23 protein-coding genes and 1 riboswitch are annotated in these 24,681 nt (G+C 49.1%); of the genes, 4 read left to right on the forward strand and 19 right to left on the reverse strand.

Annotated features, from left to right (window positions below; all coding sequences use genetic code 11):
• Positions 1 to 85 precede the first annotated feature (85 nt).
• The 11 genes from LG211_RS09695 to LG211_RS09745 form a co-directional block, all read right to left on the reverse strand.
• Entirely contained in the window at positions 86 to 1,639 is a 1,554-nt protein-coding gene (locus LG211_RS09695) for an acyl CoA:acetate/3-ketoacid CoA transferase (protein ID WP_269477394.1), read from the reverse strand.
• Between the two features lie 15 nt (positions 1,640 to 1,654).
• Positions 1,655 to 2,428 carry an enoyl-CoA hydratase-related protein gene (locus LG211_RS09700; RefSeq protein WP_148396555.1) on the reverse strand — a complete coding sequence of 258 codons (774 nt, stop codon included), beginning with the start codon at positions 2,426 to 2,428 and terminating at the stop codon, positions 1,655 to 1,657.
• Between the two features lie 267 nt (positions 2,429 to 2,695).
• Entirely contained in the window at positions 2,696 to 4,144 is a 1,449-nt protein-coding gene (locus LG211_RS09705) for a sigma-54 interaction domain-containing protein (protein ID WP_253019863.1), read from the reverse strand.
• Between the two features lie 157 nt (positions 4,145 to 4,301).
• Entirely contained in the window at positions 4,302 to 5,600 is a 1,299-nt protein-coding gene (locus LG211_RS09710) for a purine-cytosine permease family protein (RefSeq protein WP_253019864.1), read from the reverse strand.
• A 40-nt stretch (positions 5,601 to 5,640) separates the two neighbouring features.
• The gene (locus tag LG211_RS09715; protein WP_148396552.1) at positions 5,641 to 5,853 is read right to left on the reverse strand and encodes an acyl-CoA carboxylase biotin carboxyl carrier protein subunit; all 213 of its coding nucleotides are present in this window, start codon (positions 5,851 to 5,853) and stop codon (positions 5,641 to 5,643) included.
• A gap of 25 nt (positions 5,854 to 5,878) precedes the next feature.
• A complete protein-coding gene (locus tag LG211_RS09720) occupies positions 5,879 to 6,634 on the reverse strand; it encodes a 5-oxoprolinase subunit PxpA (RefSeq protein ID WP_148396551.1) in 756 nt (251 codons plus the stop codon).
• A 26-nt stretch (positions 6,635 to 6,660) separates the two neighbouring features.
• A complete protein-coding gene (locus LG211_RS09725; protein WP_148396550.1) occupies positions 6,661 to 7,635 on the reverse strand; it encodes a 5-oxoprolinase subunit C family protein in 975 nt (324 codons plus the stop codon).
• A 13-nt stretch (positions 7,636 to 7,648) separates the two neighbouring features.
• Positions 7,649 to 8,509, reverse strand: coding sequence for a 5-oxoprolinase subunit B family protein (locus LG211_RS09730; protein ID WP_269477395.1), 861 nt, complete (start codon positions 8,507 to 8,509; stop codon positions 7,649 to 7,651).
• 446 nt (positions 8,510 to 8,955) lie between these two features.
• Complete coding sequence (locus LG211_RS09735) at positions 8,956 to 10,230, reverse strand: TRAP transporter large permease (protein ID WP_148396548.1); 1,275 nt, start codon at positions 10,228 to 10,230, stop codon at positions 8,956 to 8,958.
• Complete coding sequence (locus tag LG211_RS09740) at positions 10,223 to 10,744, reverse strand: TRAP transporter small permease (protein WP_148396547.1); 522 nt, start codon at positions 10,742 to 10,744, stop codon at positions 10,223 to 10,225. The genes LG211_RS09735 and LG211_RS09740 overlap by 8 nt, the downstream gene beginning before the upstream one ends.
• Positions 10,745 to 10,829: 85 nt before the next feature.
• The gene (locus LG211_RS09745; protein WP_148396546.1) at positions 10,830 to 11,843 is read right to left on the reverse strand and encodes a TRAP transporter substrate-binding protein; all 1,014 of its coding nucleotides are present in this window, start codon (positions 11,841 to 11,843) and stop codon (positions 10,830 to 10,832) included.
• Between the two features lie 484 nt (positions 11,844 to 12,327).
• Between LG211_RS09745 and LG211_RS09750 the strand changes: the two genes are divergently transcribed.
• Complete coding sequence (locus LG211_RS09750; RefSeq protein ID WP_148396544.1) at positions 12,328 to 13,230, forward strand: 3-hydroxyacyl-CoA dehydrogenase family protein; 903 nt, start codon at positions 12,328 to 12,330, stop codon at positions 13,228 to 13,230.
• 8 nt (positions 13,231 to 13,238) lie between these two features.
• Positions 13,239 to 14,183, forward strand: coding sequence for a 3-hydroxyacyl-CoA dehydrogenase NAD-binding domain-containing protein (locus tag LG211_RS09755; RefSeq protein ID WP_148396542.1), 945 nt, complete (start codon positions 13,239 to 13,241; stop codon positions 14,181 to 14,183).
• Positions 14,184 to 14,253: 70 nt separating this feature from the next.
• Here LG211_RS09755 and LG211_RS09760 read toward each other — a convergent pair whose 3' ends face one another.
• From LG211_RS09760 to LG211_RS09795, 7 genes are all read right to left on the reverse strand, one after another.
• Positions 14,254 to 14,676, reverse strand: a complete 423-nt coding sequence (locus tag LG211_RS09760) for an Rcat domain-containing protein (RefSeq protein ID WP_269477396.1) — start codon at positions 14,674 to 14,676, stop codon at positions 14,254 to 14,256.
• A 70-nt stretch (positions 14,677 to 14,746) separates the two neighbouring features.
• Entirely contained in the window at positions 14,747 to 15,943 is a 1,197-nt protein-coding gene (locus tag LG211_RS09765; protein WP_269477397.1) for an MFS transporter, read from the reverse strand.
• A 92-nt stretch (positions 15,944 to 16,035) separates the two neighbouring features.
• Positions 16,036 to 16,143: riboswitch (FMN riboswitch) on the reverse strand.
• A gap of 147 nt (positions 16,144 to 16,290) precedes the next feature.
• Positions 16,291 to 17,058: a Uma2 family endonuclease gene (locus LG211_RS09770; protein WP_269477398.1), complete on the reverse strand. Its 768-nt coding sequence runs from the start codon at positions 17,056 to 17,058 to the stop codon at positions 16,291 to 16,293.
• A 70-nt stretch (positions 17,059 to 17,128) separates the two neighbouring features.
• Positions 17,129 to 17,881, reverse strand: coding sequence for a GNAT family N-acetyltransferase (locus tag LG211_RS09775; RefSeq protein ID WP_148396535.1), 753 nt, complete (start codon positions 17,879 to 17,881; stop codon positions 17,129 to 17,131).
• Positions 17,881 to 18,822: a GyrI-like domain-containing protein gene (locus LG211_RS20235; RefSeq protein WP_336246055.1), complete on the reverse strand. Its 942-nt coding sequence runs from the start codon at positions 18,820 to 18,822 to the stop codon at positions 17,881 to 17,883. Before LG211_RS20235 ends, LG211_RS09775 begins: the two co-directional genes overlap by 1 nt.
• A gap of 55 nt (positions 18,823 to 18,877) precedes the next feature.
• Positions 18,878 to 19,792: a helix-turn-helix transcriptional regulator gene (locus tag LG211_RS09790; protein WP_253019869.1), complete on the reverse strand. Its 915-nt coding sequence runs from the start codon at positions 19,790 to 19,792 to the stop codon at positions 18,878 to 18,880.
• A 464-nt stretch (positions 19,793 to 20,256) separates the two neighbouring features.
• The gene (locus LG211_RS09795; protein WP_253019870.1) at positions 20,257 to 20,955 is read right to left on the reverse strand and encodes a metallophosphoesterase family protein; all 699 of its coding nucleotides are present in this window, start codon (positions 20,953 to 20,955) and stop codon (positions 20,257 to 20,259) included.
• A gap of 88 nt (positions 20,956 to 21,043) precedes the next feature.
• Between LG211_RS09795 and LG211_RS09800 the strand changes: the two genes are divergently transcribed.
• Positions 21,044 to 21,427 carry a BlaI/MecI/CopY family transcriptional regulator gene (locus tag LG211_RS09800; protein ID WP_253019871.1) on the forward strand — a complete coding sequence of 128 codons (384 nt, stop codon included), beginning with the start codon at positions 21,044 to 21,046 and terminating at the stop codon, positions 21,425 to 21,427.
• Positions 21,420 to 23,147, forward strand: a complete 1,728-nt coding sequence (locus LG211_RS09805; protein WP_269477399.1) for a BlaR1 family beta-lactam sensor/signal transducer — start codon at positions 21,420 to 21,422, stop codon at positions 23,145 to 23,147. The genes LG211_RS09800 and LG211_RS09805 overlap by 8 nt, the downstream gene beginning before the upstream one ends.
• A 10-nt stretch (positions 23,148 to 23,157) precedes the next feature.
• Here LG211_RS09805 and LG211_RS09810 read toward each other — a convergent pair whose 3' ends face one another.
• On the reverse strand, positions 23,158 to 24,681 hold the full coding sequence (locus LG211_RS09810) for a BCCT family transporter (RefSeq protein WP_269477400.1): 1,524 nt from the start codon (positions 24,679 to 24,681) through the stop codon (positions 23,158 to 23,160).

The raw sequence follows: 24,681 nt of genomic DNA on the forward strand, positions 1-24,681 counted from the left end.
TCTCTGCGAACTCCTTCAGCATCTTTTTTACCATCTCTTGTTCTCTTGAATAACTGAATTCCATTTGTCTTCCTCCTCGTTTGTTCTATTTATGAAGCCCCATGGGCTCTTCTTTAAAAATGCGCTCCTCCATCAGCTTGAGGTCCTTTGCGATCAGCGGAACAAATTCCATCTGGTCGAAAATATCCTTTTGGAGGTTGATCCCCGGAGCGATTTCGATCAAAGTCAGTCCCTCCGGCCTCAGCTCGAAAACGGCCCGCTCTGTGATGTACAGCACCGGCTGATGGACCTGATTGGCGTAATCGCCAGAAAAGGTCACATGCTCCACTTCTTTCACAAATTTTTTCCGCGCCCCTTCTTTTTTGATCTTCAAGCCTCCGTTATGGCATTCAATTTCCAGTCCTTTTGCAGTAAAGGAGCCGCAGTAGCATACCTTTTTTGCATTCTGGGTAATATCGATGAACCCGCCTGCTCCCGCCAGACGATCTCCGAACTTGGAAACGTTCAGATCCCCGTTGGCCGCGGTTTCCGCCAGGCCCAGAAACGCGATATCAAGGCCGCCTCCCTGGTAAAAATCAAACTGCACATTGTGCTCCAGTATACACATGGAATTTGCCGCTGCACCGAACTGGGTCCCTCCCATGGGCACGCCGGCAATGGAACCAGCTTCTACGGTCAGAGTCATATAGCCGGCTATGCCTTCCTCGGCCGCAACGTTTGCGATCACTTCCGGCACGCCTGTTCCCAGATTGACAATGGCATCCGGCGGAAGTTCCATGGCCGCCCGTCTGGCGATAATCTTTCTTTGGGAAAGTTCTGCCGGCGGAATATCTTCAAAGGGAATCCGGAATTCACCGGTCAGCGAGCCGTCGTAGGGCATTCCCAGGCACTGCATGTTTTCCTCTTCGGTTCCCACCACGATGGTGTCCACATAAATGCCCGGAATTTTGACCAGCTTGGGATCCAGCGAACCTGCCTCCACGATCCGTTCCGCCTGAACGATCACTTTGCCGCCGCTGTTTTTACACGCCTGCGCCATGGCGGTCACATCCAGAGGTCCGATTTCCCGATGCACCGTACAGTTTCCGTATTCATCTGCATAACTGGCCCGCAGAAAAACCGCGTCGATGGGGAACAGTTTGTAGAGCAGCCGTTCCTGGCCCTCGATTTCCACCAGCTTTACCAGATCGTCTTTCGTGACAGCGTTCAGCTTGCCTCCGCCTTTCCTGGGATCGACAAAGGTATGCAGCCCCACATGGGTGATGGTTCCCAGATTGTGGGCCGCAATGTCCCGGTACATATGGGTGATGACGCCCTGGGGCAGGTTGTAGGCTTGGATCTTGTTTTCCAGGGCCAGCTTTCCCAGCCTGGGCGCCCGGTCCCAGTGTCCGCCGATCACCCGTTTCACAAGGCCTTCATAGCCGAAATGGTCTCCCCCGGTCCCGTCCCGGTGACCCTGTCCTGCAGCAAAAAACAGCGTCAGATCCTTTGGATGCCCGGTTTTCAAGTACCGCTCTTCCAATGCCTTGGACAAGGCTTCCGGGCAGGCGCAGCTTACAAAGCCCCCGGTGGCGATGGTCATGCCGTCTTCGATTTGTTCGACTGCCTTTTCCGCAGTCATGATGTTCACTTTTTTCATAATTCCATGCCCTTGTTATTTATTCACGAACTTTGCGTCCCGTTTTTCCAGAAAAGCCTGCATGCCTTCCTTTTGATCCTGGGTGGCAAAGCACATGGCGAAGAGTTCGTTCTCCGTCCGGATTCCCGTGTCCAGATCCGCATCCATGCCCCGGTCAATGGCCGCCTTGGAATATTTCACCGCGATGGGGCCGTTGCTGATGATTTTCTCCGCCAGCTTGATCGCTTCCTCCATCAGCTCCTCAGGCGGCACCACTTTGTTGGCCAGGCCGATCCGTTCCGCCTCTGCTGCTTTGATCACGTCTCCGGTAAAGATCAGCTCCTTGGCCTTGCCGATCCCTACCCGCCGGGGCAGCCTCTGAGTCCCGGAAAATCCCGGCGTGATGCCCAGTCCCACTTCCGGCTGTCCGAACTTGGCCTTTTCACTGGCCAAAATCAGATCGCAGCTCAGGGCCAGCTCGCATCCGCCTCCCAGGGCAAATCCGTTGACCGCCGCAATGGTGGGGATTTCCAAAAGTTCAATTTTGCGGAAGATGGCGCTTCCTTTCCGTCCCCAGGCTCTGCCGCCCTGGGCGTCCAGTACGCTTTGGGCCGCGATATCGGCTCCGGCAACAAAAGACCGGCCCTCGCCGGTGATGATCAGCGCCTTCACCCTTTCATCTTCTGCCACTTGCCCGATGGCTTCTTCCAGCTCCAAAAGCACCTCTCCGTCCAATGCGTTGAGCACCTCAGGCTTGTTTACTTTTATGATTTCGATGGCTTCCTGCTTCTCAATTTTTATGTATTTCACTGTTTACCTCCTGTGATTTCGTTTTCACGTTTATAATGTATCGCAAGCTTTATGCCAAGAATCAAATTCTTGGCTCTCATAGGGTAAAAAAAAGCGAAAACCCCAGAATTTCAACAGAATTAAGGGGTTCCCTTTTTTATCGTGAAAGCCGTGATCAAAGACGGGGGCACGCTCATGCTCCACCTCATCAAGTCAAGACTGACTACGAACTGAAAAAGGCGCCCGCTTCCTTTGATTTCAAGGCCTAATCAGATTCGACTAGGCTAGTTACTTTTGGCTATCCTCCAATCTGAGATAGGTATAGCCGGGAATATATTTTCTAAGCTTGCGGGCCGCGGTGGTCTGACTGATACCCAGCGCCTTGCCCACAGCGACGCTTGTCCTGTATTTTTCCAGTGCGTCGGTAAAGATTTCTTTTTCATATTCATCCAGCATGCGGGACAGGGAACTGCCGTCAAGATCGACCGGTTTCCTCTGACCCGGCTGAAATGCCTTAGGCAGATCTTTGCCGTCCACCATCTTTCCTTTAAAGGTAATGACGATCCGCTCGATGAAATTTTCCACCTGCCGGATATTCCCCGGCCAGTCGTAGCTTTCCAAAAGACTCAGCGCATCCGAAGATACGGACAGCACCTTTCGGTACCGTGCATTGAATTTTTCCATGAAATTGAGAATCAGGGGCACGATGTCATCTCTGCGCTCCCGCAGGGGCGGAATATAAATATCGATCACGCTCAGTCTATAATACAAATCCTCACGGAATTCCCCCTGCCGGATGGCTTTTTCCAGGTCTTTATTTGTTGCGGCTACCAGCCTGAAGTCTACTGCAGTTTTTTCCAGGCTTCCGATTCTGCTGATTACCTTCTGCTGGATAACCTGCAGGATTTTAATCTGCATATCCAGAGGCAATTCTCCAATTTCATCGAGGAACAAGGTGCCGCCGTTGGCCAGCTCGATTTTTCCCAGTTTTCCCTTCTGGCTGGCTCCGGTAAAGGCTCCTTTTTCATATCCGAACAGCTCGGATTCAAGCAGCGTCTGAGGTATGGTCCCGCAGTTAATTTCAATAAAGGGGCCGTCTGCCCGGCTGCTGGTCTGATGGAGCATTTTGGCAACCATGCTTTTTCCCACACCGGTCTCCCCGGTAATCAGCACATTGGCATCCACCTCCGCAATTTGCAGGATTAAGTCTTTAATATCCGACATTTCTTTGCTTTTGGCGATCAGGGAGTTTTCCTCCAGTTCTTTCATTTTCAAATGTTGGATTTCGGCGCTGTATTCTTTCATTAGCTGGGTGAGTTTGCTGTAATTGTCATGTAAGGTTGTCACATTGGCAATGTCAATGGAATTAAAGCTGATGACATACTCCACCTCCCCATCTTCGTCCAGGATTGGCACACCTGTGGTCAAAACCTTTTCCCCTTTTTTATTCCGCTGCATCAGGGTGACTTTTTTCTTTTCCTTTAGCACTTCAACCGTTACAGAGGGTTTAAAGATCTCCTGTTCTTCCAGCTCGTATACCGACCTTCCAATGACGTCCTCTTTCGCCACATCGTAATGGTTTTCATAGGAATCGCTGACTCGCAGCACGATCCCCTTCCCATCCGTCAGGGTGACGTCGTTTTCGTTGTCCATAATTCGAAATACAACATCCATTTTGTCCTTATGACATTCGCTTCTGCTCTTGCACTGCCTGCAGATACAATTAATAGGATTCATCGCCGCACCTTCCTTATCATTCTCATTAAAGCTCATCCTTCATCTTAAATCAGGCCAACTGGTTCCAAAAAGAGGAAGCATATGAAACTTGAACGCTCATAGTGCTTCCCCTTATGTTTGTTTATTGTAACATGCCTCGGTTCCACATGAAAATCACCTACAGCCTTGCTTCTCTTTCCGGCAATGGGCGATAGATTAGTTTATCGAACAGGATTGTCGCTGCAAAGGCCACAACGATCCCCTGGATAGCCGGACAGCCTATATTCCAGACCTGTTCGGTAAGAATTACCGTCACAGCGCCCAGGATCAGACCAATAAAACTGCCTGGCTGCCACTCAGGAACAAGGCCTTCCTTCAGTACGCTGATATCTGGATATTTTCGTTTGTTTACCACTAAGAAATTGGCTGTAACAACGCCCATCAGCGGAACAATCAAGGCTACCATAACGATTAGAAAAATGCTCAAATACTGTGAGAAGTGGGTCATTGCCAGCACACAGGAAATGGTGGGCATGATTACGACTCCGTACGCTCTTTTCCATCCCGTAGCCGCAGAAATAGCCAGGGACGAAGTATAGTAATCAGTATCGCAAGTCGTCCATGTCAGGAACAATACGACGAACGTCGCAGAAAACAGCATGCCCAAACCGGCGAAAGCCTGTACCACGTCTGTGGTTCCTGCTCCCAGGGAAATAATCGTACCGGTCAGCATCAAATATACGTATGCAACGCCGAAGGTAACAACTGCGACCATGACCGCCTGGAAAGGACTCTTGCACCATCTTTGAATATCGGTGGAGCCGCCCCCGGTTCCGCAGGCAAACGTGCCTACCATCAAAGTGATGCCGGAAATGACGGTTATTGGCGTGCCTACAGGATCGGCGTTGAGAAGCGCATCCCATCCCCCGATCTCCTGCAAGCCCTTATATGCGCCGATGCCCAGCAAAATAATGCTCACAGGAACAGCTAAATTAGCAACCCATGTCATGTATTTGAAGCCGACAAGGGCGATTGCACAGAATACCGCTGCCATTAAGAAACACAGCAGATAATAGTTGATATGAAAGGCGGTGGTTAAGAACTCCGCCGCGTATGAAATATGCGTGCCGCCCCATCCGATCAGACCGATCGGAGGTATGAGCGCGGCAATTCTGCCGCCTTTGCTGCCCCATACATAACGGGCTATCAGGCCAAAGGATAAACCGGTTTTCGCGCCGATGGCCCCCATGGTCCCTGAAATAAATACCAATACGATACAGCCGATGAACACGATAAGCGCTGCCTGCAGAAAGGAAAAGCTTCCTCCGATGGTAATGGCCGCCGCGATTCCCGATGGAAAGAACGCGTATCCAATCCACACAACCAGGGGCTTGACCATAGACCTTCTGGCTGCCATGGGAACCGCTTCCTGCGAATATTCTTCAAAATTATCTACGGTTACTTTTGCTTCGCTCATAGATAGCCTCCTATCTTAAAAACCAGGTTTAACGATTTCATTACTCTATTACTACTAACAGCGCGTTTCCCGCTACAGCTGTATTAACCTTTGCATGAATGGATGTTACTGTTCCACCTTCTTCCGCTACGATGGGCAGTTCCATTTTCATCGATTCCATGGTTAAAAGCTCCTGTCCCTTCGTAACCTGCTGGCCTACTTCAACGTTGATTTCCAAAATCTTTCCCGGCATCGGGCTTGTAATATTTGCCATGGTTCTCTCCTTTCACAAAAACAATCTATCCTTTCAGCTCATATCCTGCTTCCATCAGTCCTTTTTTGAGAAGCTTTATCGTGGTCACACAAGTGTCGGAATCGCCGTGAACACAGATGGAATCTGCTTTGAAGGTCAGAGTCGATCCGTCAGATGCCGCCACCTGTCCTGTTTCCAAGAACTTTATGGCCCTCTTTACGCTATCTTCCGGTGTAATATGTCCATAGGACTTGCGGATCAAGATCTTTCCTTCCGGTGTGTAGTCCGTATCGCAATTAAATTCGCTGACATAATTCAAACCATACTGATCGCAGTATTTCTCCAGGCAGTTCCCCTGCATCGAGCCGATAAAATACACGCTGCATCCGGGCTTTATATCCCGGCAGGCTTTGGCAAAGGCTTCCGCCAGATCATCATGATCGATCAGCGTATTATAAAGGGTGCCATGGGGCTTAATGTGATTCAGCTCCATATCGTTGATTTTGAGAAACTGCACCAGGGATCCCACTTGGAAAACGGTGTAATTGTATAATTCTTCCGGGGTCAAAGTCATATAACGCCTTCCAAATCCGGCCAAATCCGGATATCCGGGATGGGCTCCTACGGCAACGCCTTTTTCTTTCGCTAATTTGACCGTTTTGCACATCACATTGGCATCTCCCGCATGGAACCCGCATGCCACGTTTGCTGAGATCACTTCCGCCATCATATCTTCGTCGCATCCGATCGTATATTTTCCAAAACTTTCTCCCATATCGCAATTAATATCAATCTGTTTCATAACCTTCTCCTCTCAGATAAGCAGATTCATTCAAATCTTTCCGGGTTTATATAGTTCTCAAAGTCTTCTCGAACAGCTTTTATCTCATCGATGGTGATTCGCTTGAATTTGATCTTCCCGCCCAAATTGGTCTGCGCCACCTTCCACAGACAGCAGTCCGGTATGAAAAAGGGCTGGATATAGCCGCCGGCCGTCGGATAATCGGCGGTAAAGATCACGAGGGTTTGACCTGCCAGATTTACACCTCCGTGGTAGTATCCGGTGTCATATATGTTGGAAGGAAAAGCGCCGGTTGCGGCAGGTTTTCCATGGGCGATCTCTGAAAACTGGAATTCAGGACCTTCCAGCCGGTATCCAAGCCTGCTGGAATCGCGGCTCACCGTAAATTCACTGGAATAAACCAGATCGATGTCTTCCTTTGTCAGCCAATCCCAGTGAGAACCGAGCATCAGCTCACATTCCGCAGGCTCCCGGTAGTCCGGAATGTACTCCGTCTTCAATTTCCTGGGTTCATACTCGCTCCTGGATACCTTTGCGCCTACTGGGACTTCATCGCCTGCTTTGAGAAAACGACCTTTATAGCCGCCGAACTGCAAGGATGTGGCATACGTGGATTTGCTGCCCATAACCTTAGGAACATCAATGCCCCCCTTCACTGCTAGGTAGGAATATACGCCGGATGAGGCAAAGGAAAAATCCAGGATTTGACCTGCCTGCGCATAAAGGGCGCTCCATAAGTCGATGGGGTTTCCGTCGAGGGTTACATTCGCCGATGCTCCGCATACACTGAATATGGTATCCTGGCTGAACTGAATTTTCGCTCCTTTATAGATAAATTCCAAACCGCCTTCCGTCTCGTCGTTTCCCACCAGCGCATTGGCGACCCGCAGCGCCAGACCATCCATTGCGCCGGAAATTGGTATTCCCAGATGGGCGAACCCTTGTCTGCCCGGATAATCCTGCACCGTAACTCTCAATCCGGTTTCTAATATCTTCAACATCAAATCACCTCCTCTACTTTGTTCCCGCTTCAGCTAAGAACTCCCGATATCCGCCCAGGCAGAATTTATCATATGGGATAATGTTATAATGATAGGTCCCGTCAGCTGCTTGCTGCTTGATCCGGTTATAGTCGTCCATATCGATTTCAACATACTTGATTCGGTCGCCCACTTTAAACAAAACCGGAGAATCTTTAAATCCATCCAGCCGCTGATCTAAATCCAGCAGCGGTATCGGCGTTATGCCAAACAGCTGAAAGCCGCCCGCACTTACCAACGGATAGATGGATGTGTTGGAGCCGCCTATGCCGACCGCACCTGTGGGTGTTTCCAGCCGCGGCGGATTGTACTTGGGCGCGCTTAAATCGCATCTGGGATCGAGGCACAGACTGGAGGCCAGGCCGGGTGTGAATCCGACGTAGGTGACCCAGTGCTGGGGGAACAAATATTTGTACTTGAGTTCTTCCAGTCCATCCAGTTTGTTTTCCCGGCAGATGAGCTCGATGTTGTTCTCAATGGGTTTGATTTTCCTGCAATAATCTTCTACGCATTCCTTGGTCCACGGATCATCAAAGAGAATTGGCACCTCGATAATCCTTGAATGGATCTCCAAATTATCTTTGGATTCGATCCTATCCAGAAAATCGTGCATCAATTGAACGATTTTGGATAATTCAATGATTTTGGGATCATACTTAATGACAAGAGAAGAATTGGATGGAATGGATTCAACGATTCCATCAACGCCTTCCTTCTCCATCATATCCTTCAACAGGGTGGCTTTTATATTAACTTCGACGCTTTTCACAAGCCCAAAGTCGATCATAATATAACAGTCGCCGACTTCCCAAATTTTGAACGTTTTATCCATCATTTCACCTCCCGGACTTTTTCCTGCTGTTCAAAAACACCAGCTATTGAAATTAATACGCTTTTCATGTTTCCCTCCTCTCAGAAATGGTTTTCATCCCTTAATAGGAGCAATAATTGTGCCAGTGGAAAGGGCTGCTGTCAGGCCATGCTCCTGAAACAGCTATCTTCCATTGGAAATGAAACATCTGTCTCTCGCAAAATTTCAAAATATTTCGATTTATTCTTTTTTCTCCGCCATACTGCATATGGCAGCAAATAATCACCGCTGACTAATTTATCTGAACGATACTCATGGTGCCTTTTTTCCAAAGGCTTTCACCTCCTAATCATTTTTAGCTATAAAGTCAGAAACAATTAGTACCGTGTAAAGAAACACTAAAGAAAAAAGGAAGCGTATGGGCAGCGCTTCCTTTTATGATTCTTTTTCGTACAGCGCAGCCGTTATCTTTACTGGACCAGCAGCAAGGATGCCGCCGGTATATAAGTAACGATCAGCAGTACAATGCTCAAAACTCCGGTAAAGACGAAGGCTGTTTTAAACATTCGATCTACTGGTATCTTGGATATGGCCGAAGCAACGAACAGAGTTGAGCCATAAGGCGGCGTTACAAAACCGATCCCCAGATTGAGAACAAGCATGACACCGAACTGGATTGGACTCATACCGTAGGATTCCACCAGCGGCAAAAAGATCGGGGCTAAAATAATGATAGCCGGAATAATATCAATGAGCATCCCGATCAGCAAGAGTACAATATTGAGCAAAAGCAGGATGATGATTTTACTGTCGGTTATGCTGGTAATGGCATCGCAGATCATATCCGGAATACGTTCAATACTGATGAACTTACACATAGACGCTGAGAAGGCGATGATAAAACTGGTGATTCCATTGATAATCGCCGTCTTGTAAATCGCATCCAGCAGTTTTTTGATCGTCAGCTCCCGGTAGATAAAAAATCCCACCAGAATAGAATAGACAACCGCGACTACTGCCGATTCGGTCGGGGTGAAGATACCTGCATAGATACCGCCCAAAATAATCACCGGCGCCAGCAGAGCCCAGATCCCATTCCTGGCAGCAATGAGAATATGCTTTGCGTTCGGTCTGGTGTCACTGCCGCCGTAACCGTTCTTTTTGGAAATAATATAACATGCTACCATGAGGACAAGGGCCATCAGCAGTCCCGGGATAATACCCGCGATAAACAGGTCGCCGATGCTGGTGCCCGTGGACACTCCATAAATAACAAAGGGGATGCTGGGCGGAATGATAATGCCGATCGCTCCCGCAGATGCTACCAGCGTACTGCTGAAAACTCTCCCGTATTTCTTTTCCTCCATGGAAGGGATCAATAATGCTCCCACTGCTGATGTGGTGGCGTTTCCTGAACCTGTGATGGCGCCGAAGAAGGTGCTGGTCAAAATAGCTACCATTCCCAGTCCGCCGGTGACAAAGCCGATGACGGCATCCGCCAAATCCACCAGTCGTTTTGCGATTCCGCCTTCTCCCATGATGACTCCAGCCAGAATAAAAAACGGGATTGCCAATAAAACAAATGAATTAAGTCCGGTAAAACAGTTCTGTGATATCAGAGAAATTGAGACATTTGAGTAAGCTGCATAAGTGCAGATGGTAGACAGACCGATGGCATATCCCACCGGAACGCCGATGAAAATCAAAAGGATCATTCCTCCGAACAGCATTACAATACTACCCATTTACTCCCTCCTTTCTCTTTACAAACAGATCGCATACATTTTTGTACATCTCCCCGATCAGTCTCAGACAGATGATAAATCCGCTGACTGGTACGCACAGATACGGGATCCACATGGGGATTCCTGTGGAAGCGCCGTAGACGGCTGTGTCCATCTGCATGCCCACGATGCCTATGCCATAATAGGTTACGATCACACTTGTGATAAACCAGCATAGGTTTAAGAGCAGTTCCAGCGTTTCTTGTGCTTTTACCAGTCCCTTTTTTGTGAGGGCGTCGTGTACCAGCCTGACCTGAATATGCTCTTTTTCTTTCATTCCCGCGCTCACTCCCAGCCAGGAAATCCAAACAAAGATGAATTTGCCCAGTTCCTCGGACCAGTACAGCGCATCCCCCAGTACATAACGAGTAAATACTTGTGCGGCGATAACGATTACCATAATGAGTGTCAAAACAATCAAAACCCATTTTTCAATAAAGTCATAGCCGCTTACTATTTTGCGTATCGTTTTCATTGTTCTCCTCGCTTCCGCATAAGCAACTGTTTCTTTTTAAATGCGTTCCGGGTAAGGGTTTTACCCGGAACACCCGCTCCTTGAATTAGAGTCCCATCAATTCATATAGTTTCGGATCGACGACTTTGCTGTATTCGTCGTATACGGCCTTGCTGGCGTCTTTGAAGGTCTTTAATTCAGCCTCAGTCAAATCGTGCCGTTTGCATCCAGCGTCATCCATAACTTTGCATGCGTATTCTTCAGCTTCCTTAACGATGGCTCTTTCCTGAACGCCATAAGCTTCTTTGCTGGCATCCCGTATCACCTGCTGCATATCTTCAGGCAGCGAAGCCATGAAGTCGGTATTGATGATGCTGTTCATCAAGAGGGCCTGATGGTTGGTCATGGTGTAGTATTTGCCCACCTCGAAGAACTTTCCGCTTCTCTGATACAGGGGCGATGTATCTACGCCATCGACCGTTCCCTGCTGGAGAGCCGTATAGATTTCGCTGAATCCCATGGGAACAGCCGTGGACTTCCATGCCTTATAGATGGACATGTTCATCTGGCTTTCCTGGCTTCTGAATTTGAGATTGGACATATCGTTGACGGTTTTGATCTCTTTTTTGCTGTTTAGCAGAACCTTAAAGGAACCGTCAGCGAAATCGAGGCATTCGATCTTGGATTTTTCTTTCAGACCATCCTTGAGAATCTGTCCTACTTCGCCGTCCAGGTGCTTGTACATGGTGTCTCTGTCTTTGAATACATATGGCATATCAACCAGGTACCAGTTTTCATCATAGGTCGCCAGGTAACATCCGGAGATGATGCCCATTTCCAGATTGCCCATGTTGACGGATTCGGCGATTTCTCTCTCATCGCCCATGGCGGAGTCGCAGAAATATTCTACGGTCATTTTGCCGCCGGATTTTTCCTCAACTTCTTTTTTGAAAATTTCAGTCGCTTCTGAGCAAGGGGTATCGCTGGTTTCATCCGATGCGATACGGATCGTGATCTGATCGCCGTCCGCAGCAGAATCATCGCCACCTCCTCCGCCGCAGCCTGTCATCAGCCCAAGACATAATATGAGACATAACATTGCAATTAAAACTTTTTTCATTTTATCCTCCTCTCGTAAATTAAATAATTGACACCAGGATAAAAAGCAATATTTATGCCATTTACCGTTTTATGGCATAAAGGGCTGCCGGGCCGCACACCTTCTTTCCTGAAAATTCAACAAAGAGAACAGGCAGAATTCCTGCAGAAAGAATCTGACTTCCTTTGAAAAAGCACCTGCTTTTCCTGCCTGGCGCCCTCCATTTCTAATCAAATCTGACTAATTCGCCCAGCTGTCACCCCGGCCCGCTTTTTTTCAAGGGCTGGTGCTTCTAATCACTTTTAACTAAATAGCGAAAAATGATTAAACCCTGCGATTCCGCTCTCCTTTTACGTGGAAGGCTTTCCTTGACCAGCCTGAAATTGCTTTTGTTTGCCCGCCTTCTTTCTTTAGTCCGACTCCGGTCTTTCTGGCATTGTTTTTGCATCTTTAATTAATTGGTTATAAAACGCTATTAATCAAATTTTACTAAGGAGGATTGAATATGTCGAAATTACCGCAAAATGTCACCATCGTCGGTTCCGGAACCCAAGGCTCCATGCTTGCATTTCGCAGCGCCGCCTTTGGAAGAAAGGTTTGTCTTTATGATTTATCGGAAGAACAGCTCTCAAATGCAATGGCAAAGATCAAGGGCTGGTTTGGAGACTGGGTGGATGAAGAACGGCTGTCGCCGGACATGGCTGCCACAGCTTTCAGCAGTATGCGCACAACTTCCAATCTCGAGGAAGCGCTCAGGGACTGCGACATTATCATAGAAAACGTCCCAGAAGTTTTGTCCTTAAAGCAGAAGGTATGGAAGGAACTGGACCAGGCCGCACCTGCCGCAACGCTCCTGACCACCAACAGCTCCTCTCTCAAAGCGTCTGATATCGGCTCCTTTGTCGCCCGCAAGGACAAGACCTTTAATATCAATTTTATGACGCCTACCACGGATGATCTGGTGGAAGTTATGTGGAATGACAATACTTCCGAAGAAACCAGGGAAGCGGCCATTGCTTTTCTCACCGCCCAGGAGAATGTTCCCATCATTACCAAGAAGGAGATCAAAGGCTTTTCCCTCAACCGGGTCTGGAGGGCCATCAAAAAAGAGAGCCTGAAGCTTTGGTCTGAAGGATATATCACACCTGAAGATTTTGACAGGGCCTGGATGCTGGAATGGGGCACGCCCCACGGACCTTTCGGCCTCATGGATAAGGTGGGACTTGACATCGTGGAACAGATCGAGCTAACATATTATGACGAAAGTAAAGATCCCGACGATCTGCCGCCCCGCGCTCTCCGTGAGATGATCGAGCAGGGAAGGCTCGGCGAAAAGACAGGCAGAGGATTTTATGAATATCCGGATCCGGCATACAGCCGTCCCGGATGGTTAAAAGGAACAAAATGAGGTGAAGTATGAAGAAAAAAACATTTAAAAAGGTGGCTGTCATCGGCTGCGGATTTATCGGCTACAGCTGGGGTGTGGTATTTGCCAGAAATGGCTTGGAAACTTATATGTACAACCGCAAATCCCCTACTCTGGACAGCGTAAAAGAACGAATGGGCCAAGCGCTGAAATTCCTTGCAGATGAAGGTATGATCGAAGAACGGGAGATTGAAGAATCCCTCAATCGGATCCACACCACCGATTCGCTGGAAGAGGCAGTCGCTTCCGCAGACTATATTCAGGAATGCATGTGGGAGGACCTTCCCTTAAAGCAGGATATCTTTGTCAAACTGACCGAGCTGGCCCCTGCCGATGTGGCCATCGGTTCCAGCTGTTCGGGCCTGAAAATATCCGACATCGCCGCCAATGTGAAAAACCACAAAGAGCGGTGCATCGTCGCCCATCCCACCAATCCGCCTCACCTGATTCCTTTTATGGAAATCTCCGGCGATGCGGCTTCTCAGGAGATCAAAGATCAGGTCTTTGCTTTCATGGAGTCCATCGGCCAAAAGCCGATTCAATGTAAAGAAGTTTACGGTTATGTGCTCAACCGCATCCAGCTGTCCCTGATTCAGGAAGCTTTATATCTGGTAAAAGAAGATATCTGCAATGTGGAAGCTGTTGAACGTGCTCTGACGGACGGCTTGGGCCTGCGGTGGGCGTTCACCGGTCCTTATGGGGTGGAAGAATTGAATTCGGCCAATTTGCGGGAAGGTCTGGAAAAGTATAAAGACTATATGATCCATTTCTTTACCGAAGAGCAGGAGAAAGTCTGCGATTACGATCAAGCGTTCATCGACAAGTGCGTCTCCGGCTTTACTCCGATTATGGAAGGAAAGAGCCACGAAGAGTACCTCAAGTGGCGCGACCAGATGGTAACCAGAACCAGACTGCTGAAAGAGAAAAGCAAATAGACAGCTGTAGTCATCATGCGGGCTGTCCGGCGCCCTTGAACAAGGATTGCCGGCAGCCCGCAGAGTTTTCTCACCGTTCCCGCTCATACTGTGCCTTGCACAAAACCTTTTTGCAGGATGGACACTGAGCGACCAGTTTCACATTGATTCCCCGGTTGCTGCCCAGTTCCAGCCCGTTTCCACAGTGGGGGCAGCGCCAGATGGATTGAATGATGATTTTGGGAATCAACATCATAATAATTACCAAAAGCAGCATGAGAAGCGTGATTGGCACCGACCTCTCAGATGCTGCCGCGGCAGCGATAAACGCTCCGCACATGACGGTCACTCCTATGAGATTGACCGTTTTTACTTTGCAGAACAAATTCCAGTATTCCCGTTCCTGCTCCTGGTTTAAGCTCCGCATTCCTTTCACAAACGCTTTCACCGTCAAAACGATCACTACGCAGGACAGTAGACTGGAAAAGAGAAGAACGAATATCTGCTGATTCATAATGGATGCACCTGCCTTTCATTGTTTGTTTACAAAATATATTACGCAAGAAGCATGCCATCCAGTGAATTCAGCAGGCCCTTTCCTCAGATTTGGATGATCCCGGCTTTCGGGCATATTTTCCCGCCACCGGCAGAATACACGCAGCAATAACTAGAGCCAGCAGTCCTGCCACCAGGAACAATTTGCTGCCGGCAACTGCCGACACCAGCAGCGCAGACAGGAACTGTCCCAAAAACATGGCCATGGTGCAGAAGCTGATGTTGGTACCTTTCTTTTCCGGCGTGCTTTTGTTCACTACCAGACTATTGAACAACGGTGTGGAAAAACCGAATCCCATTCCGGCAAAAAAGACGGCGATCCAAAGCACGACAGCTGTCCCCGAAAGGAAATACAAAAGGAAGGCGATTCCGTAAAAGCAGAACGCTGCAAACAGGCATCCTTTGGGCTGAAAGCGGCTGACAATTTTAGGCATGAATCCGGCTGCCAGTACGGCTACCAGGTCCAAAGCGGCCAGATAATAGCCTGTAAAGGAGGGACTGTAACCCAGGTTTGTCTGCAAATGGATAGGCAGCGAGACCATGGCCGTAAAAAACATCAGCATGCCGAGAAAAGCAATCAAAAGCACCAGTCCCAGAGGAACGCCCTGCTTTTCCCAAGCGCCTGCTTCTTCCTGGGCATCGCTGTCTGCTGCCGCCTGGCCGCCTTTGGGAATAAAGAGCAGCAGCATGAGCAGGGCCAGAAAACCCAAGCCATAAATGAAAAACGGGCTGCGCCAGGAAACGTCCGCCAGAACGCCGCTGATGCTGAGAAAGATCACGCCGCCGAACTCCATGGACATACCTTGCATGGCAATCATCTTCAGCTGTTTTTCCCCCTGGAAAAAGGCGGCGATCAGCGCTACGCTGGCGTTCATGATCGCTGCCGTAGCCGCGCCCAGAAGAAAGCGGTCGATGAAAATGGCAAGAGCGGTGGGCATAAAAGCGCCGCCTACACCAAAGAGGCCGTAAAATAAAAGCCCCATCAACGCCACCCAATAAGGTCCTATTTTATCGATCAGCTTACCAAAAACAATGGCCGTGGCCACTACTCCCAGAGCAGGTGCTGTAACCAGCCAGGACGCATAATTTCCCAGGCCGTAGACGCTGCCCAATTCCGGCAGAGCCGGTGTAATGGCGTTTCCGACCATTACCGTCAGGCTGCTGATAAGCATGATGGCTGCGATTCCCGGGATTCCTACTTTTCTTTGTAATGATTCTTGTGTCATAAAATCCTCCTTACACAACAAAAAAAGACATCTCTTCGATGCCTTCTCTTATAATTCTTCGATATTTGAGTACTAAAAGAAAGCATCTTTTCTGCTTTCTTCTCTCATCCAGACTTTACTGTCGGCTTCGGGATTTAACCGAATTGGCTTGCGCTCGCGGGCTGTACCGCCGGTAGAGATCACTCTTCTAGAAGAAATCCAATCCTAGTTTTAATTTCGTCCTTATCATAGCAAATAGGGTTTGCACTTGTCAATATGATTTTTAATCGCAGCCGTGCCACGCTGCCCGAAGCCGCCAATACCAACGGTATATTCACCATACTTGCGATGGGATAAGCAGAAGACGATTACACTTCCTCCCTTGCCCACGTTGCGATTCTCTGAAAATGCAGTACCAGTTTTCCATCATAAAGCTTCACAGGAATATCGGCATCAATGGGATAAATAATCGGCAAATTCTCATCCTGGAAAAAGTAAACCATGATCCTTCCCTGGTACGGGTCTACGATCCAGTATTCCCGCACGCCCGCGCTTTCATATTTAGAAAGCTTGGTGATATAATCCCGCCGCTTGGTCCCCGGGGAAACAACCTCCAGTACAAAGTCCGGCGCGCCCATAATGTTTCGCCTTACGATCTTGTCACGGTCGCACACAATTACCACATCCGGCTGGATCATGGTCTTTCCATCATTATCCAGCTGCACATCCACCGGTGAAATGAACGGTATGCAGTCTCCGTCTTCATCAAGGATAAAGTTGGAAATCTGCCGATACAGTTCTCCCGCCATCAGCTGGTGAAAGGTCGTCGGCGCAGCCATGTCATAAAAATATCCGTCGATCAGTTCCACCCGCTGATCCTCCGGCAGCGCCCGGTAATCATCGACCGTATACTCGCCCGGCTTTCGATTCACCTGATACGCAACAGAGGATTCCATCACCACCATCTGTTCCTTAAAGACACGTTCTAAAGCCTGGAGCGTATCATATCTGGGGTTTTTCGTTTCCCCGCCGAAGATTTTCTGTACCGTACCAAGGGGAACACCCGATAATTCTGCAATCTGCGCGTACGTATATCCCCGCTCCTTCTTTTTCTCAATCATTTCCTGGATTCTCATATGGCTCCTCCTCATACCCTTTTACTAAATGCATTATACCATATAATATCCATAATTTCACCGTTTTTTATTAAAAATCGGTTAAAAGCTTTTCAAATTTCTTTTCCGACAAAATTTCATTCGTAACAAAAACTCCATCGTGGAACATGCTGTAGGTCGTAAAAGGAGCGGGCGCATTCTGTGCCTGCTGCCGATCCTGGATTTTAATCAGCTTGAAAGGAACTCCCGCAGCATCTGCCTGCTGGGCAATCAGCGGCGCGTATTTTTCCGTATGAGGGCATTGATTGGTATAATAAAGCACCCAGCCCTTTTCCTCAATTCTCCCGTCCTTGGCGCAATCCCGAAATCTGGGAGCCTCACCGCCCTCTTCAAAGGGCAGGTAAAGCAGTTCAAAATACGGCTCAGCCTTGTCCGCCACTTGAAATCCCTTGTATTTCAAATACTTGGGGTCGGATAAAAAGGGCATTTTCTTCTTGGATGAAAGGGCGCACAATCCTTTCATTCCTTTTTTTCGGCTGTCCTCTATGCACTGTTCCAAAAGCTGGTCGCCATAGCCCTGCCCTTTATATTTCCCCGACACCCACAGGCAATCGATGTACATATATCCATCGCCGGTGATTGGTACCCAGGCATATTCCAGCGGCAGGTATTCGATAAAAACCTTTCCCCTCACATCCAGTTTATTGAAAACCAGCCCTTCCTCAATACGGTCCTTCAGCCAGGCCTTCTTGGAGGAAACACAGTTCTCCCCTTTTTTGTCAGAAATCGCACAACAAATGTGCTCTTGTTCCAAATTGTCCAGTGTCAGTGTTTTAAATTCCATTATACATTCCTCCTGATTGGATGACGGATCACAGTTTTCAGATTCTTTGCCGCCGCCTTTCTAGGGTCGGAAAGATAAATTTCATGATGCCAGCGTTCATGGGAAATATCGGATGCATAGCCGGAGTCTTCGATGAACTGTTCCAGTTTCTCGATGGTTGCCGGCTCATCATCATAGGAACCCTTGTGCATCACCTGGGCGCACAGACCTTCCTCCCAGATGGTATAGCGGGCCGCTGACAAATCCAGCTGCGGCTTCTTTTTCGCCAGCGCCGCTTTTGCCTCTTCAAAGACGTCCTCCGTAACAAACTCCGGCTGCCGGATCATGGAGGTCCATTGAAATTCATCCTTGTTTCCAATCGCTTTTCCGTCAAAGTATCCCTTGTCCAGCCACCACAAGCCTTCCAGCGGCGGCACCACATATTCAAAGTAGCCCTCCGGCGCATTGCCGCCCATTTTGCTCATCTTGATGGAATAAGAGAGCCCGTAAAGGATTTCGATCGCGTTCTTGTACTCCGCGCTGGTATTGGGATCCCCCTTGCCGTCCACCATGATAAAGATCATCTCTGGCACCTGTATAACGGCAGGCTTTGTTTTCGGCATATATAAATCTTTGTATTCTTTTTTGTAATCCAGTTTTTTCGGCTTGTCCGGCAGTTCCCCGCAGGTTTTTAACGTCAATTCGGTCAGAAATTCCCGATCATCCAGATCTTCGATCAGATAAGCCCGGGCGCCCTCATGGGGCTCAGCGATCACTGGGTCGGGCATCAGCGCTTCCCCTGCTTTGGTCATTTTTACATAAAGCTGATCATCCTCCACAGAGGCAAAAAACTTACCATCGCAATAGAGTCCGTATTCACCGAACATCTTCTTATATGTGATGGTTCCTGCTCCTGCCAGCTGTTCGCAGACATATTCGACATAATCCAAATTCGAAGCCATTTTTCTATTTCTCCTTTATCCTGTTTACCCCATCTTATCATGATAAACATGACATCTATATGTCATCATTCCGATATTGGCAGGCCATTTTCTCAAGGAGCAGGCCCAGTTCCTCCCGCAGGTAATCCGGTTTTCGCAGCTGTGCCTGGCCGCTGAAGCTGAGAAGCCAGCTGAATAGATTCTCCCGATCCGCAAATCCAAATCGGAATAGCAGGTTGCCGTCGTCTGTCCGTATAAAGCTCTCCGGCCCAAACTCTTCTATCAGCCTCCATTTGGCGGAAGGGTCAAAGAGGACCTCTACATCGATTTTGGGCGGATACGCTTCTTCTGGCGCTACCTGATAAGGCGGCCTCTCCCTGGGTTCAAACTGCTTTTCCGATCCCTTTGGACTGAGCATGCGATTTAGCTTGAAAAGCCGGAAGTCCTGGCGTTTGAGGCAGTAGCCCCATACATACCAGGAAGTCCATTGGAATACCAGCAGATAAGGTTCAATTTCCCGTCGGCTCTCTCCCTTTGCCGAATAGTAGGTGAAGGTGATTAGCCTGTGTTCCTCAATCGCCTTTTGAATCAGCTCGATTTTGGGCGCAAGGGAGGATTTGTAGTAGGAGGATAGATCGATGACAATATTTCCGTCCGCCGAGCAGACGTTGTTTCCGGCCGAAAGCTTATCCATCAGCTGTTGATAACGGTTGGTTCCTGAAATGCTGTCCAGGCTGCGCAGGCCAGTAAGAATGGACTGCATTTCTTTAGATGTGAGCAGCGTCCGATCCACCTTATATCCTTCCATGATGGAGATGCCGCCGTTTTTTCCCTGGGAAGTCGTCACCGGAATCCCCGCTTTGCAGAGCGCCTCAATATCCCGATTGATGGTCCTGCGGGACACCTCGAATTTATCCGCCAGATACGGTGCTGTCACCCGATCCTGCTGCAGCAGGATCGATAGAATTCCGATCAGCCGGTCGATTTTCATCGCTGCCTTCCTTTCTGTTCAATCAGTAAGCGGGCCCCAGTCTTGCCATGGTCTCCAATCCGGCCGAAAATTATCGCTCCAGTCCCCAAATCAGCGGCTCATTGAGCGCTATCCCAAACCTGCGGCCCGGTTCGAACCCGCATTTGCCGGAGTCCGCTTTCGGTGTAATATCAAACTTTCATCTAAAACCATCGGATTTTGATGCTTTTTACTCTCATAAACGCCTGGGCCGAGTCGGACGGCAGCAAAAGTATCAAAATCAACTACAAAGATTCCTAAACCTTACATTTCCACCAAAAAAGTATCTGTAAGAGAACGTTTTTAACGTCTGCTTCCGATATTTCTTTGCCGCAGACACTCCCGCATCAAGTCAAAAGGCCGTCAAACTATCAGAAGCCACTGCTGAAAATGCTTTTGCTGATACTTTCCTGCCGACAGCCGCCGCAGCCGCAAACCCGCAGCACCTACGAAATGGTATACTTAACCACTTCAAACCCATTATCCCCAATTTCCAGCACTGCCATCGTCACTGGCAGGGAAAAGCGCCGTCTGCCGCAGCTGCCGGGATTGAGCCACAAGACGTCGTCCTTTGTTTCACAGAAATATTGATGAGAGTGTCCAAAGACAACCACATCCGTATCATGGAGATCTTTGGGAACGAATCGTTTTTCGTGGACAACGAAAAATCGAATTCCTCCCAGCTCGACACAGATGCGTTCATCCAGTTCCTTTGCCCAGTCTTCTCGATCATTGTTTCCCCGCACAGCATAAAGAGGCGCGCAGGCCCCCAGTTCCCGCAGAATTTCCTCCCGTCCAATATCTCCGGCGTGAATCACCGCATCGCAATTAGCAAGGATTCTAAGTACTTCCTGTCTGAGCAGTCCGTGAGTATCAGACAGGATGCCGATCTTTCGCACCATTGGCTTGGCCTCCTTCTTACTGGGTTCTATTGTTTCCACATTGGAAAGTTTTATGAGCAGCAGGCCGATCACAAAGGTGATCATAGGCACCAAAAAAAAGCCTGCCAGTGTCAGATCCGGCCCGTGAACCGTCAGGATTCGAAGAAGATATAGGAATAATGCCAGGGACGCGGCGCACACCACAATTCCCGTCCCTCTTGTGACCAGGTAATACAAATCCCTGTCCGTTTTCTTTCTATTCATACTGGCATTATACCACAGAGTCCCTTGACAGGCCCCTTTTTCTTTTCTATAATCTTTATATTACATTTGTAAGTCAAAGGAGATGCCAATGAAAAAACTGCCTCAGATTTCCGAAGCGGAATACGAAGTCATGAAAGTGGTATGGGCCCACGCTCCCATCAGCACCAGCCAGGTGGTAGAAAAGCTGGCGGCCGTTAGCAGCTGGAGCCCGAAAACAATCCAGACCATGCTGCTGCGTCTGGTGAAAAAAGGAGCCTTGTCCAATGAAAAACAAGGCCGTGTTTTTATTTACATACCGCTGGTCATGGAAGATGAATACCGCGCCGGCGCCAGCCGCAAATTTCTGGATCGGTTTTACGGAGGCGATCTCAATTCCATGGTGCTCAATTTTGTAAAAGAGGATCAGCTGTCGCCAGCAGAAATTGAAGAGCTGAAAGCGATCCTCGATGGAAAGGGAAAAACCAATGACTGAATGGTTCTTCTATGGATTGATCTATTCCTTAATCCTGGCCTTGCTGCTGGCCTCCCTTCTGCTGGTAAAGCGCCTGTTTTCCAAGCAGCTCTCACCCCGGGGACAATATCGACTTTGGCTGGTCCTGCCGGCCGTCTGCACGGCGCCGTTTCTCCCCTTCAGCGCAGGGGATTTGCTGCCGCAAAGAACCGGCCTTGCATCAGCTGCAGGTTCGATCAGCATCGATCCTTCAGTGGCACCATCCTCCGGGATGGAAACGGTCCGGGATTTGGCCGTCGATATCCATCAAGGGGTGCCGCAGATGTTGATCCTGCTGCTGCTTCTTGTTTGGGCAGCGGGCGCGCTTTTTATGTTCAGTAAGATCGTTTACCAACTCTGGCTCAGTCGAAGGTTTTTACACTCTGCCGCTGCTGTTCAGGATGCTTCCCAGCTGGCCCTTTTTTATGAGTGCAAAAAACAGGCGGGGATCAGGCGTACTGTAACGCTTTCCAGTTCGCCGTTATGCCGGACTCCGTCCGCACTGGGTATTTTACGGCCTCATGTCATGCTTCCCAATGATTATGGCTGCCGCGAACTGAAATATGTGCTGCTCCATGAACTGGCCCACCACCGTTACCGGGACCCCCTTACCAACCTGCTGGTGACTTGTTTTAAGGCTGTCTTTTGGTTTAACCCCATGGTACATCTGTCCTTTCAGCGAATCGCCTTGGACCGGGAAATGGCCTGTGATGACCTGGTCTTGGAACTGCTGGAACAACATGAGGCGGTCCTCTACGGGCGGGCCATCTTAAATTGTGCCCACAAAAGCCATCCTGCTGCCCTGGCATTGGCAGACAGCGGCAGTATTCGCCGCCGAATCCTGCAGATTGCAGATCACCGTCAGGAATCAGCAGCCGGTAAGCGGATCAGCCGTATTTTACTTGGCCTATTTTTGTGTCTTACGGTCTTTTGTGTTCCGTCGGTATGGGCATTGGCGGATTCGACTTACCATCCGGACCAAAAGCTGCCCATTTCCCACGAAGATTTATCCCCATATTTTCAGAACATGGAAGGCTCTTTTGTCCTCTTCGATCAATCTGACAACCGGTATACGATTTATAACGAAAAGGCTGCCCGCACCCGGGTATCTCCCGACTCCACTTACAAGATCTACAGCGGCCTTCTGGCTCTGGAATCGGGTGCTATCACCAGAGATCGGTCGGAATTGAAATGGGACGGAACGGACTACCCCTTTGAAGAATGGAATCGGGATCAGACTTTGGACAGCGCCATGAAAAGTTCCGTCAACTGGTATTTCCAGCGGCTGGACCGGATGGCCGGAAAGGAAAACTTGCAGAAATTTATCAGCTCCATCTCCTATGGCAATGAAGATCTGTCATCTGGCATTGAAGATAGCTGGCTGGAAGCCTCCCTCGCCGTCTCGCCCCTGGAACAAGTCCAGCTGCTGCAAGCGTTATACGAAAACAAATGGAACTTTGATCCTCAGAATATTTCCGCCGTCAAAAATGCCCTTCACATCTCTGATAATGTCTTTGGTAAGACCGGCACCGGAAGCGTGAATGGCCGCCTGGTCAACGGCTGGTTCGTCGGCTGGCTGGACAGCGGACAAACCGCGTACTTCTTTGCAGCTAACGTTCAGGCGAAAGACGGCGCTTCCGGTAGTCATGCCATGGAAATCACCAGGCAGATCCTGCAGGATAAGGGGCTGCTGGGAAAATAAACGGCCGGTTTTAGTCCTCTTTTCGGTCCAACAGACGAGCTTCCTCTTTAAACCATTTTAAAGATTTGACGGCAAAGAGAATGATCACGAAAGCAAAGGGGATGGCGGTAGCCAGGCATACCGTCTGTATGGCTGACAGCGGCGCGCCTGCAAACATCAGCGCCAATGGGATCAATGCCAGTAACACGCACCAGAACAGACGGAAGGCCGGTTTTGGGCTGTCTCCTTCTTTCAGGTTGGTAGTGACCACGGCAGCCAGTGAAAAGGAGGCCGAATCCAGGGACGTGGCAAGAAACAGGATCAGCATCAGAGTAAAGACGCTGGCGCTGATCACTTCTGGTATAGGCAGCTGGGAGAGTATGGTTATAACCGTGCTTCCCACACCCTGGTCGTTCAAAAGGGATACCAAATCCGCTTTTCCGTTCAGCTGCATATTCATCCCGAAGCCGCCGTTGATGCCGAAGAGAACCATGCAGCCAATACTGCCTCCCAGCACTGTGCTTAAAATGGCTTCCCGGATCGTCCTGCCCTTAGATATTCTGGTGATGAACAAGGCCATCAGCGGTGCGTATGCAACCGCAAAGCAGATATAGAAAATGATCCAGGCTTCTGAGAATCCGCCGTTATTGACAGGGTCGGTCCAAAATAGAATGTGAAGATAATTCTGTACCGCAAGCGCTGCGCCGTTGGTCGTATATTTGAGAATAAAAATCGTCGGCCCGGCGATCAAAAGGAATACCACAAAGGCGATGGCAATGTAGATATTAAAGTCGCTGATTTTTTTCATTCCCTTTTCCAGTCCAATATAGGAGCTGAGGGAGAAAATGACAGCGATTACAATCACGATGATCACTTGCAGGGCAAAGGAATCAGAAACGCCGAAAATGAACGATATAAAGGATGCGATCAGCGGAACGCCCAGTCCCAGGGTCACACTCATGCCGCCAAGAGTGGTAATGACAAAGAGGATATCGATGATTTTGCCGATCAACGATTTTTCTTTCAGACCGAACAAATCCTCACAAACCACGCTGAATCTAAGTCCGGAATTTTTTCTCTTATAAAAGGATATGGCTACCGGCAGTGCGGCCAGAACAAACGGCGGCCAGCTGATCAGGCCCCAATAGGTGAAGCTGTAGGCCGGCGCCCATTCAGCCGCTTCTGTGGACATGGGGTCTAGTCCCAGGGCAGGCGCGGAGTAAAAGTAAATCCATTCGATAAACGAAAAATAAATGCTGGCCGAAGCCAGTCCGGCGCAAATCATCATACCGATATAACTGAACAGTGAAAAATCCGGATTATCGTCCCCCAGCTTGATGCGGCCCGTTTTACTGAAAGCCAGATAAGCACAAAGTATTGTGGCAGCCAGAGAAAACCAAAGCAGCGGCGTACCGAAAGCTTTGGAAACAAAGCCAAATAGAGAATCGATCGCCTTCAGGCTTCCCTGGGGGTTAAAGATCAGCGAGGCCGCGATGGCGGCCACGATGATCACACTGATTACGACAACTTCAATGTTAATATTTTTCTCCTTCAT

Source organism: Hominibacterium faecale (assembly GCF_020734085.1).
GTDB lineage: Bacteria > Bacillota > Clostridia > Peptostreptococcales > Anaerovoracaceae > Hominibacterium > Hominibacterium faecale.

Coding starts and splice junctions, on each gene's coding strand:
- LG211_RS09695 (WP_269477394.1), bottom strand. CDS start 1,639: ATGAAAAAAGTGAACATCATGACTGCGGAAAAGGCAGTCGAACAAATC.
- LG211_RS09775 (WP_148396535.1), bottom strand. CDS start 17,881: ATGGAATTTAAAACACTGACACTGGACAATTTGGAACAAGAGCACATT.
- LG211_RS09755 (WP_148396542.1), top strand. CDS start 13,239: ATGAAGAAAAAAACATTTAAAAAGGTGGCTGTCATCGGCTGCGGATTT.
- LG211_RS20235 (WP_336246055.1), bottom strand. CDS start 18,822: ATGGCTTCGAATTTGGATTATGTCGAATATGTCTGCGAACAGCTGGCA.
- LG211_RS09715 (WP_148396552.1), bottom strand. CDS start 5,853: ATGGCAAATATTACAAGCCCGATGCCGGGAAAGATTTTGGAAATCAAC.
- LG211_RS09795 (WP_253019870.1), bottom strand. CDS start 20,955: ATGAATAGAAAGAAAACGGACAGGGATTTGTATTACCTGGTCACAAGA.
- LG211_RS09720 (WP_148396551.1), bottom strand. CDS start 6,634: ATGAAACAGATTGATATTAATTGCGATATGGGAGAAAGTTTTGGAAAA.
- LG211_RS09740 (WP_148396547.1), bottom strand. CDS start 10,744: ATGAAAACGATACGCAAAATAGTAAGCGGCTATGACTTTATTGAAAAA.
- LG211_RS09710 (WP_253019864.1), bottom strand. CDS start 5,600: ATGAGCGAAGCAAAAGTAACCGTAGATAATTTTGAAGAATATTCGCAG.
- LG211_RS09745 (WP_148396546.1), bottom strand. CDS start 11,843: ATGAAAAAAGTTTTAATTGCAATGTTATGTCTCATATTATGTCTTGGG.
- LG211_RS09805 (WP_269477399.1), top strand. CDS start 21,420: ATGACTGAATGGTTCTTCTATGGATTGATCTATTCCTTAATCCTGGCC.
- LG211_RS09735 (WP_148396548.1), bottom strand. CDS start 10,230: ATGGGTAGTATTGTAATGCTGTTCGGAGGAATGATCCTTTTGATTTTC.
- LG211_RS09705 (WP_253019863.1), bottom strand. CDS start 4,144: ATGAATCCTATTAATTGTATCTGCAGGCAGTGCAAGAGCAGAAGCGAA.
- LG211_RS09770 (WP_269477398.1), bottom strand. CDS start 17,058: ATGAGAATCCAGGAAATGATTGAGAAAAAGAAGGAGCGGGGATATACG.
- LG211_RS09760 (WP_269477396.1), bottom strand. CDS start 14,676: ATGAATCAGCAGATATTCGTTCTTCTCTTTTCCAGTCTACTGTCCTGC.
- LG211_RS09800 (WP_253019871.1), top strand. CDS start 21,044: ATGAAAAAACTGCCTCAGATTTCCGAAGCGGAATACGAAGTCATGAAA.
- LG211_RS09765 (WP_269477397.1), bottom strand. CDS start 15,943: ATGACACAAGAATCATTACAAAGAAAAGTAGGAATCCCGGGAATCGCA.
- LG211_RS09730 (WP_269477395.1), bottom strand. CDS start 8,509: ATGATGGATAAAACGTTCAAAATTTGGGAAGTCGGCGACTGTTATATT.
- LG211_RS09725 (WP_148396550.1), bottom strand. CDS start 7,635: ATGTTGAAGATATTAGAAACCGGATTGAGAGTTACGGTGCAGGATTAT.
- LG211_RS09810 (WP_269477400.1), bottom strand. CDS start 24,681: ATGAAGGAGAAAAATATTAACATTGAAGTTGTCGTAATCAGTGTGATC.
- LG211_RS09750 (WP_148396544.1), top strand. CDS start 12,328: ATGTCGAAATTACCGCAAAATGTCACCATCGTCGGTTCCGGAACCCAA.
- LG211_RS09790 (WP_253019869.1), bottom strand. CDS start 19,792: ATGAAAATCGACCGGCTGATCGGAATTCTATCGATCCTGCTGCAGCAG.